This window comes from Arsenophonus sp., from assembly GCA_031446085.1.
Classification (GTDB): Bacteria; Pseudomonadota; Gammaproteobacteria; order Enterobacterales; family Enterobacteriaceae.
Genome location: CP132901.1, coordinates 163,582 through 176,162, shown reverse-complemented (window position 1 = coordinate 176,162; position 12,581 = coordinate 163,582). Strand labels below are relative to the sequence as shown.

The 12,581-nt window shown below is 22.7% G+C and carries 11 protein-coding genes and 1 pseudogene; 1 reads left to right on the top strand and 11 read right to left on the bottom strand.

From position 1 onward, the window contains the following. Positions 1-81 precede the first annotated feature (81 nt). From lpxD to rpsB, 11 genes and pseudogenes are all read right to left on the bottom strand, one after another. Positions 82-1,116: a UDP-3-O-(3-hydroxymyristoyl)glucosamine N-acyltransferase gene (gene lpxD / locus RA161_00850; GenBank protein ID WMY97606.1), complete on the bottom strand. Its 1,035-nt coding sequence runs from the start codon at positions 1,114-1,116 to the stop codon at positions 82-84. A gap of 5 nt (positions 1,117-1,121) precedes the next feature. After that, positions 1,122-1,604 (bottom strand): OmpH family outer membrane protein, encoded by a 483-nt coding sequence (locus RA161_00845; GenBank protein ID WMY97605.1) that lies wholly within the window; start codon positions 1,602-1,604, stop codon positions 1,122-1,124. Between the two features lie 49 nt (positions 1,605-1,653). Next, positions 1,654-4,053 (bottom strand): outer membrane protein assembly factor BamA, encoded by a 2,400-nt coding sequence (gene bamA / locus RA161_00840; protein WMY97604.1) that lies wholly within the window; start codon positions 4,051-4,053, stop codon positions 1,654-1,656. A gap of 39 nt (positions 4,054-4,092) precedes the next feature. Next, a complete protein-coding gene (rseP, locus tag RA161_00835) occupies positions 4,093-5,445 on the bottom strand; it encodes an RIP metalloprotease RseP (protein WMY97603.1) in 1,353 nt (450 codons plus the stop codon). Positions 5,446-5,466: 21 nt separating this feature from the next. Next, entirely contained in the window at positions 5,467-6,336 is an 870-nt protein-coding gene (locus RA161_00830; GenBank protein WMY97602.1) for a phosphatidate cytidylyltransferase, read from the bottom strand. 1 nt (position 6,337) lies between these two features. Beyond that, positions 6,338-7,063, bottom strand: a complete 726-nt coding sequence (locus tag RA161_00825) for an isoprenyl transferase (protein WMY97748.1) — start codon at positions 7,061-7,063, stop codon at positions 6,338-6,340. A gap of 167 nt (positions 7,064-7,230) precedes the next feature. Then, positions 7,231-8,430: a 1-deoxy-D-xylulose-5-phosphate reductoisomerase gene (ispC, locus tag RA161_00820; protein ID WMY97601.1), complete on the bottom strand. Its 1,200-nt coding sequence runs from the start codon at positions 8,428-8,430 to the stop codon at positions 7,231-7,233. A 26-nt stretch (positions 8,431-8,456) separates the two neighbouring features. Next, positions 8,457-9,017 carry a ribosome recycling factor gene (gene frr / locus RA161_00815; protein WMY97600.1) on the bottom strand — a complete coding sequence of 187 codons (561 nt, stop codon included), beginning with the start codon at positions 9,015-9,017 and terminating at the stop codon, positions 8,457-8,459. Positions 9,018-9,076: 59 nt separating this feature from the next. Further along, the gene (gene pyrH / locus RA161_00810) at positions 9,077-9,805 is read right to left on the bottom strand and encodes a UMP kinase (GenBank protein WMY97599.1); all 729 of its coding nucleotides are present in this window, start codon (positions 9,803-9,805) and stop codon (positions 9,077-9,079) included. A gap of 149 nt (positions 9,806-9,954) precedes the next feature. After that, positions 9,955-10,758: a translation elongation factor Ts gene (gene tsf, locus RA161_00805; protein WMY97598.1), complete on the bottom strand. Its 804-nt coding sequence runs from the start codon at positions 10,756-10,758 to the stop codon at positions 9,955-9,957. 170 nt (positions 10,759-10,928) lie between these two features. After that, a pseudogene (gene rpsB, locus RA161_00800) lies at positions 10,929-11,558 on the bottom strand (30S ribosomal protein S2). A gap of 205 nt (positions 11,559-11,763) precedes the next feature. Here rpsB and map point away from each other — a divergent pair. Further along, positions 11,764-12,561, top strand: coding sequence for a type I methionyl aminopeptidase (map, locus tag RA161_00795; GenBank protein ID WMY97597.1), 798 nt, complete (start codon positions 11,764-11,766; stop codon positions 12,559-12,561). The last annotated feature ends 20 nt before the right edge of the window (positions 12,562-12,581 follow it).

The following is a 12,581-nucleotide window of genomic DNA, read 5'->3' as shown; positions in this document are numbered from 1 at the left end:
TGAATAATATGGCCTGCTTTAATCTTAAAGCAAGATTAAACTGCAGGCCGAAATGAACAGTACCATTAGTATGTAAATAATTTAACTATTTTTAGATAATATTTTATGTTTCAATGCTTTAAGAATTGTATATATTTTATTAATATTCATTACTAAAGTAGCTGTTTTTCTCCACACCTTATTAGGTTGTACTGGAACACCAGAAGAGTATATTCCTGGTTTATTAATAGCACGAGATACCATTCCCATGCCTGTAATAATTGTTCTATCACAAAGTTCAATATGGCCATTGATTACAGAAGCACCACCAATCATACAATATTGACCAATTTTTAGACTTCCAGCCATTGTAACACCTGCAGCAATAGCTGTATGATCTCCAATGTTAACATTATGTGCAATTTGACATTGATTATCAATAATCACACCATTACCAATAATAGTATTTTCTAAAGATCCTCGATCAATAGTTGTACAGGCACCAATTTCTACGTTATTACCAATAATAACTGAACCTAATTGAGGTATTTTTATCCACTGATCTTTTTCATTAGCATAACCAAATCCATCACTACCAATTACAGCACCTGATTGAATCAAACAATTTTTCCCAATTTTTACGTTATGATAAATAGAAACATTTGCCCATATTTTAGTATATTCTTTAATACTAACATTTTTCCCAATGAAACAACCAGCACCAATAATAACATTATTTCCTACATAAACATTAGAGTCTATTACTGTATTTGCACCTATAGAAATATTTCTACCAATTTTTACAGATTTATCTATAACAGCAGAAAGATGTATATCCTGAGATGGTTTTGGAGTAGTATCTAACATTTGTGCAATTTTTGCATAGGCAAGATATGGATCCTTTACAACTAGAACTGATATTTTTTTACTATTATTAAATAAATCTTTCTGTTTTAATATGATAGCATCTGCTTTGCAAAATGGTAAATGTATTCGATAACGTTTATCAGATAAAAAAGTAATTTGTCCTTTTTTAGCTGAATGAATAGGAGCAATGCTTTTTATTAAAATGTCACCATTACCGTATAATTTTGCATTTAATTGCATTGCTAAATCCGCTAATCTAATAGTATTCATTGATTTTATTGAACCTGTTGAATTACTTTATTAGTAATATTATTTAAATATTCTTTTTTATTATTATATTGAATACCATTAACATCAATTACAATATCATATCCATCTTTTAGCGCAATTTCTTTAATAGCAACCTGTATCATTTTAAATATTTTAAAACTTTCTTCTTGTTGATATTTCTGATTATCCTCTTCTATTTTTTTAGCTTTATTAATAAAATCTATACGTTTTTGCTCAAATTCTTTTATATCTTTATCATAAGATAAAGAATTATTTTTTTGTAATTCTTTTGCCTGATTTTTTAAATCATCTTCCATTTTTTGTAATTCACCAATACGTATTTCAAATTTTTTTTGAATTTCTTGAAAAATTTCTCTACGAATAGGTAGTTTTTCAAACACTTCTGCAGTATTCATAACAGCAATCTTAACTGCATATAAATCATGTGATAATAAAAAAAAACTTATAATAAAAAATATATTTTTCATATTAAATTCCTTCTTCTTAAAAAAATTAAAAAAATATTTTTTATATGTTCTACCATGTTTTACCAACATTAAATTGAAATTCTTCCACTCTATCGTTTTTATAATTTTTCAATGGTTTAGCGTATGAAAAAACTAATGGACCCAATGGAGATAACCATTGCAATGAAGTTCCAACTGAAATTCTAAAATTAGACATATTACCATAATTCGGAATTTTCTCTCTCCAAAATTCAGGAATTTTATTCCAATTTGTATTCCATACAGTTCCTAAATCAATAAAAAAGGAAGTTCTAAAATCTGTAACATATCTTGGATTTAAAAATGGGGTAGGAAAAAATAATTCTAATGTAGAAGTCAAAATTGCATTTCCACCAACTGTATCAGATGAAGGAGTATTTGATACTGGCATTAATTTATTATGATCATTTTTTTTTAAATAAATTGCTTTTGGACCTATATTATTAGAATAGTATCCTCTGATACTATCAGGTCCACCTGCGTAAAAATTTTCGTAAAATGGAAACAACTTATTTTTTATTCCATTTCCATAACCTATTTTTATTTTATTTAATAATACCCATTTTGTATCTTTAACTATTTGATAATACTGACTTGTATTATATTGAATTTTGAAATATTCATTTTTTGACCCTGGTATTGTAGCTTTTAAATCTAAACGTATTTTATTTCCTTTTGTTGGAAATAAAGCCTGATCTAAACTATTACGATTTAAACCAATATTTAAAGCAAAATCATTAGTATTAAAATGTTCTTTTTTATCAAGTTTATCAATAGCATTCATGCTATTTAAATAATTCCAAATATTCACTTCTGAATTCATATTAAATAATGAATTATGAACAAAACTATTAGTAATATATAAATGATTTTTCTCAGATAATGGAAAACCAAAAATAGCATCTAATCCATAGATTTTATTATTATAAACTGAAAGATTTGCATTTTTTGCATTAAAATCATTATAAAATATACGATTATTAAAACTAATATAATTAGTTGAAATATAAGGATTATCAAATGACAAATCTAAATAACTAGAATGTTTATTCTTACGAGCATTAATAGATAATGCATTACCGGTACCTAAAAAATTATTTTCTTGTACTGATATTTGTACACTTAATCCACTTTTGCTACCATAACCTATTCCTAAATTCATTGAACCACTATTACGTTCTTTAATTTTATAAAATACATCGACTTGATCTAATATTCCAGGTATATTTTTAATATCAAAATTAACGTCTTCAAAAAAACCAGTTCTTTTTAATCTTTTTTGACCTAATAAAATTAAATCGTAATTTAACCATGTTCCTTCAAATTGTCTTATTTCTCTCCGCAAAACAGAATCTTTAGTAGAATAATTTCCTATAAAACTTATTTTTCTTACATACATTCTTCTTCCATGAAAAATATTAATTTCTAATTTTATATTTTTATTTTTTTCATTTATTTTGATACTAGTATTAATGTCAGGATAAGAATATCCATACAAGGATAAAAAACTTTTAATTTTATTTTCACAATCATTAATTAATGATTGATTATAAAACGAATTTTTTTTTATTTTAACTAAACTTTTTATTTTTTCATAATAAAGCGATATATCTCCATTAAAATAAATATCTGATATTTTATATCTATCACCTTCAGTAATATTAATAGTAATATAAATGTATCTTTTATCTGGTGTAATAGCGATATTAACAGAATTAATATTAAATTTGATATATCCTTTATTTAAATAAAATAATTTTAATTTTTTTAAGTCTTCTTTTAATATATCTTTATGATAATATTTATTTGCTATTAAATCCCAAAAAGGAATTGAATAACGTAATACAAAATTACTTAGTAAACGTTCTGTTGAAAATATCTTATTTCCCACTATATTAATTTTTTTAATTTTAACTCTATTTTTTTCTTGAAAAATTATATTTAAATTGACACAATTATTAGGTAAATTAGTAGTAATAATTTTAACACTAGCATTGTAATTTCCAATACTGTAATATAATTCTTCTAATTCTTTTTTTATTCTTTTAATCCTAGATAAATCTAAAAAATTAGAAGTATATATTTTATATATTTGTAAATATTTATTTATAATATCATTCTTAATTAATTTATTTCCTGAAAATGAAATTTTTGCTATTAAAGGTTTTTCCTCTACATAAATGTGTAATGTATTTTTATCATTAAAAACTTTAATATTATTAAAGTATTCAGAAGAATTTAATGAATATATTATATTCTTTACATCTTTTTCAGTAACAAGATCTCCTCGATTTACGGGCAAATATGATACTGCTGTCTTATAAGAAATTCGATTTAACCCTTCGAAATTAATATGTTCTAATAAAAAACTTTCTAATGCTTTTACATGACATGATACAAAAGAAAAAAGAAAGATTAACAAATATTTCATTAAAAAAACCAATTTTAAAGTTTCCTATATATCTACTAATTAAAAATGAATCAAATCATTAAATAATGCAAATCCCATTAATATCAATAAAAATAACATACTAATGTTAAAAATTAATTTCTCTGTGTTTAAAGAGATTTTTTTACCTCTTATTTTTTCTATTATTATTAATAATAAATTACCGCCATCTAAAATAGGAATAGGCAATAAATTAATAATACCTAAATTTATGCTAATAAGAGAAACGAACATAAAATAATAAATTAACCCTGTTTTTAAAGAAAATGATACACCTTTTACAAAAGAAATAGGCCCATTCAAATGATAAAAATCTAAGTTTTTAAATAACATTTTTATCATAATACCACTTATAAAATATATTAAATAAAATACTTTTTTGATTGCATAATATAAAGCAGATACGGGATGATGCTTTTCAATAATTTTACTTTTATTTAGAATAAAATCAGATGATAAATAAATACCAAAATTATTTTTACTATTATACTTAGTAATATTTTTTATTTTTAATCTAGAAATTAAATTTATTTCTTTTCCATTTCGTTCAATATTAAATAATATTGAATCATTGTAAATACATTCAGAAACACAAAAATCAAAAATATTATTTGAATTTATTTTTTTATTATTAACTGAAATAATTCTATCTCCTATTTTTAATCCAGAATTTATAAAAGGAGAATTTAATTCTATATACGTTATAACATTTTGAGGTAAATTATGTACTGGAAAAATTCCTAAATGATGAAAAATATTTTTTTCTGAATTATTAAAATTTAATTGACTTAAATCAATCATTTTTTTTATTGAACTTTGATCTATATGAGAAAAAACTTCAATATTGACTTGATTTTGTCCTATTTTATTTATTAAAACTAAATTAACAGTACTCCAATCTGGAGTTTTAATATTATCAATAGATTTTATTTCCATATTAGGTGTAAAATTTGAATTAAAAGCAATTGAATTAGGTCTTACCATACCAATTATAGGTTTATAAAACGATAAACCAAAAATAAAAATTATCCAATATATTAATATTGCTAATAAAAAATTAAAAATTGATCCACCAAGAATAATTAAAATACGAGTAGTAAACACTCGATCTTTTAAAAAAAATCGGCATTTTTGTTTTAATATATCAAAACTTTCATCTGCTATTTTAACATAGCCACCAAATGGTATTGAAGAAATAACAAATTCTGTACCAAATCGATCTTTTTTTCTAAATAAAATTTTTCCAAATCCAATTGAAAAACGTTTAACATGCACGCCAAAAAATCTTGCAACTAAAAAATGTCCTGATTCATGTACAATAATTAATATTGCTAATGTAGTAATAGAAATTATTAGAATAAAAATGAATTTCATTTTTTTCCTTATTTAAAAATTTCAAAATATTAATAATAATAATAAAAACACTGGAAAAGCAGCTGATAAACTATCTATTCTATCTAAAATACCTCCATGTCCAGGTAAAAAACTACCAGTATCTTTAATATTAAAGCAACGTTTAAACATACTTTCTGTGAGATCTCCCAAAATACCTGATAGGATAGTTAATAACGATATAATGAATCTATTTTGTATAGATATTGGAATATATAATGAAAATAACCATGAAAATAGTAAACTCATTATTATTCCTAATACCAATCCTTCATAAGTTTTAAAAGGTGAAATTAAAGGAGCTAATTTCTTCTTTCCTAATAATGAGCCAAAAAAATAGGAAAAAATATCTTTAGTACAAATTAATAATAAAACATAACATATTAACCAAGATCCATAATAATAATCATTATTATATTGTAATGATCTCAAATAAATGACACTAAATATAAAAGGAAAAAATATTAAAATTCCAAATAATATTTTTAATATTTTTCTTTTTATCCACAGAAAAGAAGAAAATGGAAATTTAACAATTAAGTAACTTGAAAATATCCACCATATCAATGACAATAACAAAATTATTTTTATAATTTTTTCTTTTTCTAACTGATTAATTTTATCAAAAAAAAATTGAATAATTAATATAATTAAACTAAATACTACTGCGTATAATATCCTTTTTTTATTTTTTAACCAAATAAATTGATTCCATTCCCAATAAATTAAAAAAGAAAAAAAAATGATAATAATCTTAAAATAAAATAAAGAAGAAAAAAAAAGAATAAAATTTATCAACGTACATAATATCATACTAGTGATAAATCTATCATTTAAATTTAGAAAAAAATTTTTATATTTTTTATTAAACATATTAAGAAATTATTTTACCAAATCTTCTTTCTCTTTGATTAAAAGCTACTAGAGCTGTTTGAAATGCAGTTTCATCAAAATCAGGCCATAATACATCTGTAAAATAAAATTCTGAATAAGCAGCCTGCCATAAAAGAAAATTACTAATTCTATATTCTCTTCCTGTTCTTATGATTAAATCTACGTTTGGTTGATCATGTAAACTCATAAATTTATCCACTATGTCTTCATTAATATGTTCTGGAGATAACAATCCTTTCTTGATTTTTTCAGCTATAATTTTAATACCATGCGTAATATCCCATCTGCCTCCATAATTAGCTGCAATATTTAATTGTAATCCTGTATTATTTTCTGTTAAATGAATTGCACGTTTTATTTTATTTTTTAATATACCTTTAAAACGTGTCATATCACCTATAATTGACAATTTTATATTATAAAATTTAAAATTTTTAATAAATTCATCTAAAAACCAAATAAACAATTTCATTAATCCTTTCACTTCTTCTTTTGGACGTTTCCAATTTTCACTACTGAAAGCATATAAAGTTAGTGATTGAATATTTTTTTTCATAGCAAATCTTATTGCTTTTTGTATAGTTCTAATTCCTTCTTTATGTCCATTTATCCTTAATTTACCATGTTTTTTAGCCCAACGCCCATTACCATCCATAATGATAGCAACATGTTTAGGAATTTGATGTTGTAAACTATCACTATGCATAAATTTCATATACAAACATTCCTTATTTTATAAAAACATTCTTTTAAAGAAAGTTATATAATATCTTATATAAAATAAGATTTTAATAAAAATACAATTTTAAAATTTTTATTAATATTTAAATTTTTATCAAAAAAATTTATTACAAAAATTAAATTAATGTTCAATTATGTTTTAAACAATTTTATAAATTTTATTGTAATTTGACGTATTTCGTTATCGATTTCTAAAATTTCATTTAAACTTGATGGTTTTTTAAAATTTATTTTTTCTAAAATATTTCTATTAATTTTTGCAATATCTGTAAATTTAATCTTTTCTTTTAAAAAATATTCTACTGCAATTTCATTAATTGCATTTAGTGCAATAATATAAACTTGTCCTTCACGACATGCGTCAATTGCTAATTTTAGACAAGGGTATCGAGAATAATTTGGATTAGAAAAAGTAACTGAAGATAATTTTTTAAAATCAATAGAAATAGGATTAAAAAAAAATGAAGAATGTGGATATCCCATACTATAAGCAATAGGTATCTTCATATCAGGGATTCCAAATTGTGCAATTATTGTACCATCTTCATATCGAATCATAGAATGTATAATAGATTGAGGATGAATAACAATTTCAATTTCTTTTAAATCAGCGTTAAAAAGATAATGAGCTTCAATATATTCAAGACCTTTATTCATCATAGTAGCTGAATCAACAGAAATTTTGTTTCCCATTGACCAAATAGGATGTTGACATGCTTGTTTTGGAGTAACAAATTTTAGTTGGTTTATTGGAACATTTTTAAATGGACCTCCAGAACCAGTTAGAATAATATTCTTTATTCCATATCTTTTAAGATTAATAAAACCTAATTTTTTTTTTGCTTCACTAGGTAAAATACGAAAAATTGCATTGTGTTCGCTATCAATTGGAAAAACTTGAGCATTATATTTTTTAACCATTTTAAAAAACATATTTCCACTCACAACCAATGATTCTTTATTAGCTAATAAAATACGTTTTCCTTGACGAATTGCAGCAAATATCAACGGTAAACCTGCAATACCTGTTGTAGCACACACTATTTGATCTACTTCACTTATTGAAATAATTTGAAATATTTCTTTATTTCCACATAATACTTTTGTCAAAGAACCAGCTTGATTCAAAATAATTTTTAATTTATTTGCAGAATCTTCATCTGACATAACTGCATATTTTGGTTTAAAAAATAAACATTGTTCAGATAAAAGAAGAAAATTTTTATTTGCTACTAAAACAATAATTGTAAATTTTTTTGGATATTTTCTTACTATTGATAATGTTGTTCGTCCGATAGATCCAGTAGATCCTAAAATAGTTAAATTAATCATTAATATATAACTCTATATATAAAAAATTAGTTCCCTTTCAATTCTTTTATTTTTTTTTTTAATAATAAATCTATTTCATTAATAAAAAAATCAGTAATTTTTTGAATATCAGCAAGTAAACGATATTCGTCATCTTTAGTAACATTTTTTTTTTTAACTAACTTTTTAATTTTTTCATTAGATTCTCTACGTATATTTCTAATTGAAATTTTACTTTGTTCGCTATAAAAAATAACTGTTTTAATAAATTCTTTTTTTCTTTCATATGTTAATTCTGGTAATGGAATACGTATTTTATTATGCTCCATAATAGATGGATATAAGTTTAAATTCGATGATAAAATCGATTTTTGAATATTAGATACTGCTGTAGCATCAAAAACTGTAATCATTAATAAATTATTATTTTCTAGTACAACATTTGCTAATTTATTTAAAGGTGTAAAAACACCATAATATTCAACCATAATATGGTCTAATAAATGTATTGATGGTCTACCAGTTCTAATTTTTTGTATAGTATCTTTAAAAAGATCTAAACTTTTCAACATATATTTTTTTGTATTATGTTGAATTTCATTTATCATATAGATTTCCTTACAACTATATTTTAAAAAAAATGAAAATTTTTTTTGAATTAATAAAATTAATGGGAAGTTAAAATTGTTCCTTCGTTCCCTCCCATAACAATTTTACGTAATGCACCTATTTTATTCATATTAAATACACGAATTGGTAATTTATAATCTCTTGCAATAATTAAAGCAGCTAAATCCATTATTTTTAATCTTTTTGATAAAACATCTTCATAATTTAATTTTTTATAAAAAATAGCATCTAAATATTTTAATGGATCTGATGAATATACACCATCAACTTTTGTTGCTTTTAAAATAATATCTGCTTTAATTTCTATAGCACGTAAACAAGCTGCTAAATCGGTTGTAAAAAATGGATTTCCTGTACCTGAAGAAAAAATTAATACTTTTCCACTATTAACTAATTTTATACTATCCATACAATTATAATAAGAAGAGATTCCATTTAAAGGAATTGCAGAAATTAGTTTAGCATCTACAGAGATTCGATTTAAGTAATCACACATTGCTAGTCCATTAATTGTAGTTGATAACATACCCATATAATCTCCTACAATACGGCTTATTCCTATATTTTCTAATTTTGCTCCTCTTAAAATATTGCCACCTCCAATAACAATTCCAATTTTTACATTTAATTCTGTAATTTCTTTTATTTCATGAGAAATTTTTTTTAAAATATTAGCGTCAATACCAAAAGATTCTGAACCTTGTAAAGCTTCTCCACTAATTTTTAATAATATACAATTATATATTGGTTTTTGATTTTTCAACATAATATTGAATCCAAATAAAAATTATTTAACAAATAAAAAATATATTTTTTATTTTTTTAAAATATTATATAAGAAAAAATAATTAAAAAAAACCGTCTTTTGACGGTTTTTAAAACAATATTTTTTTGTATAAAAATAATTAATGATTACTATTTATTAAGTTCAAAACGAACAAATTTTTTTATTATCATATTATTTTCTTTCAAAACTTGATAAACTGTTTTAGTTTGATCAAAAATAAATTGTTGTTTAGTTAAAACTATATCATCAATAAATTTGTTAATACGAGCAGATATAATTTTTTCCATCAATTTTCTTGGTGATGTAGACTTTTTAATTATTTTAAATTGTATTTTTTTTTCTTTTTCAATTATATCTTTCGGTATATCTTCTTGGTTAATATATTCTGGATTAGAAGCTGCAATATGTATTGCAAGATCATGAATTAATTTTTTATTATTTTTTTCTCCATCTAAAGAAATTAATACTCCAATTCGATTATTATGCAAATAATAATCTAATTGACTAGACACTAAAGTTGATAATTTTGTAATTTGAATATTTTCTCCTAATTTAGATAAAATTTCTATTCTTTTTTCTTCATATTTTTTTTGAATGAAATTAAGATCGTCTATTTTATTATTTACAACATATTGAATAATATTTTGTCCAAAATTTAAAAAATTTTGTTCTCTAGATACAAAATCTGTTTCACAACTCAATTGTAACATTGCAACAAAATCTTTTTCCAAAGACATTTTGGCTAATATAATACCAGAATTAACTGCATTAATTGATTTTTTTGAAGCTTTAATTTTTCCAATAATACGCAAATTCTGTATAGCTAGTTCTATATCTCCATTAGATTGAAGTAGTGCAGATTTACAAGTAGTTATTCCTACTCCAGTACGATTGCGTAATTCTTTTATTAAAGATAAATTGATTTTAGACATAAAATACTTCCAAAGAATTATTTTTTTATAAAATACTACTGTTTTTTTTTAAAAAAATGAAATAAAAATATTTAAAAAAATAATTAATATTACTGATAAATTTTTTCATGAACACTTGATTTTTTATTTATGTCATTAAATAAATCCTCAACAGTATTTAAATAAAATTTAATTGCACGCATTGCATCATCATTACCAGGAATTACATAGTCAATATTTTCTGGATTAGTATTTGTATCAACAATTGCAAAAATAGGAATACCTAATTTATTAGCTTCTTGCACTGCAATATACTCATGATCTGCGTCAATAATAAACAATGCATCAGGCAAACCACCCATATTTTTAATTCCACTTAAACTATTTTCTAATTTATTTAATTCCCTTGTTCTTATCAATGCTTCTTTTTTAGTTAATTTCTTAAAAGTACCATCCTGAGATTGTTTTTCTAATTCTTTTAAACGTTTAATAGATTGTCTCACTGTTTTCCAATTTGTTAATGTCCCCCCTAACCATCTATGATTAATAAAATATTGTTTGCAATTTTTTGCAGTTTCTTTTATATATTTACTAGCTGCACGTTTTGTGCCAACAAACAATATTTTTCCTTTCTGAGAAGCTATTTTTTTCAATTCTTGTAATGCTACATTAAACATAAAAGCTGTTTTTTCTAAATTGATAATATGTATTCTATTTTGTTTTCCAAAAATGTAATCTTTCATTTTTGGATTCCAAAATTTACTTTGATGACCAAAATGTACTCCAGCTTTCAACATATCACGTATAGAAACTTTATTCATTATATTCTCCTGTAATATAATAGAAGTGATATTTTTGAATATATAACATATTTCATTTTTTTAAAACAAATTGATATATTATCATATAAATTTTATACACCATAACATTATGCACTATGTATAAAATATAAAAAATACATTCTAATTTTATAGAATATATTCCATAAAATTATATCATGAAAAAATAATAAAATAGGATAAATATATGACAGTTTTTATTAAATCAAAAGAAGAAATAGAAAAAATGAGAATTTCAGGAAAATTAGCAGCAGAAGTTTTAGAAATGATAGAACCATATATAAAAATTGGGATTTCTACAGAAGAAATTAATGATATTTGTCATCAATACATTATTAATGAACAAAAAGCTATACCAGCTTGTTTGAATTATCATGGTTTTCCAAAATCTATTTGTACATCTGTCAATGATGTTGTATGTCATGGAATTCCAAACAAAAAAGTAATATTAAAAAATAAAGATATTATAAATATTGATGTTACTATTATTAAAAATGGATTTTATGGTGATACATCAAAAATGTTTATTGTAGGAGAAAAAACAAATAAAACAAAAAAAATATGTAAAATAGCACAAAAATCTTTATATTTAGCACTAAAAATTATTAAACCTGGTATTAAACTAAATGCCATAGGGGAAACAATACAAAAATTTGTTGAAAATCACAAATATTCTGTTGTTCGTGAATATTGTGGTCATGGAATTGGCAAAAAATTTCATGAAGAACCTCAAATTTTACATTATCAATCTAATGATAATCAATTAATTTTAAAAAAAGGAATGACATTTACTATTGAACCTATGATTAATGCTGGACATCATAATGTCTTTCTCATGAAAGATGGATGGACAGTAAAAACACAAGATCATAGTTTGTCAGCACAATATGAACATACTTTAGGAGTTACAAAATATGGATGTGAAATATTCACCATAAGAAAAGAAGAAATACCATATATTTCACCAAAATTATTTAATTTATAAATATTTATTAATCAAATATA

Excerpts from the sequence above, each read along its gene's own strand:
- lpxD (WMY97606.1), bottom strand. The coding sequence starts at position 1,116 with ATGAATACTATTAGATTAGCGGATTTAGCAATGCAATTAAATGCAAAA.
- RA161_00845 (WMY97605.1), bottom strand. The coding sequence starts at position 1,604 with ATGAAAAATATATTTTTTATTATAAGTTTTTTTTTATTATCACATGAT.
- bamA (WMY97604.1), bottom strand. The coding sequence starts at position 4,053 with ATGAAATATTTGTTAATCTTTCTTTTTTCTTTTGTATCATGTCATGTA.
- rseP (WMY97603.1), bottom strand. The coding sequence starts at position 5,445 with ATGAAATTCATTTTTATTCTAATAATTTCTATTACTACATTAGCAATA.
- RA161_00830 (WMY97602.1), bottom strand. The coding sequence starts at position 6,336 with ATGTTTAATAAAAAATATAAAAATTTTTTTCTAAATTTAAATGATAGA.
- RA161_00825 (WMY97748.1), bottom strand. The coding sequence starts at position 7,063 with ATGCATAGTGATAGTTTACAACATCAAATTCCTAAACATGTTGCTATC.
- ispC (WMY97601.1), bottom strand. The coding sequence starts at position 8,430 with ATGATTAATTTAACTATTTTAGGATCTACTGGATCTATCGGACGAACA.
- frr (WMY97600.1), bottom strand. The coding sequence starts at position 9,017 with ATGATAAATGAAATTCAACATAATACAAAAAAATATATGTTGAAAAGT.
- pyrH (WMY97599.1), bottom strand. The coding sequence starts at position 9,805 with ATGTTGAAAAATCAAAAACCAATATATAATTGTATATTATTAAAAATT.
- tsf (WMY97598.1), bottom strand. The coding sequence starts at position 10,758 with ATGTCTAAAATCAATTTATCTTTAATAAAAGAATTACGCAATCGTACT.
- map (WMY97597.1), top strand. The coding sequence starts at position 11,764 with ATGACAGTTTTTATTAAATCAAAAGAAGAAATAGAAAAAATGAGAATT.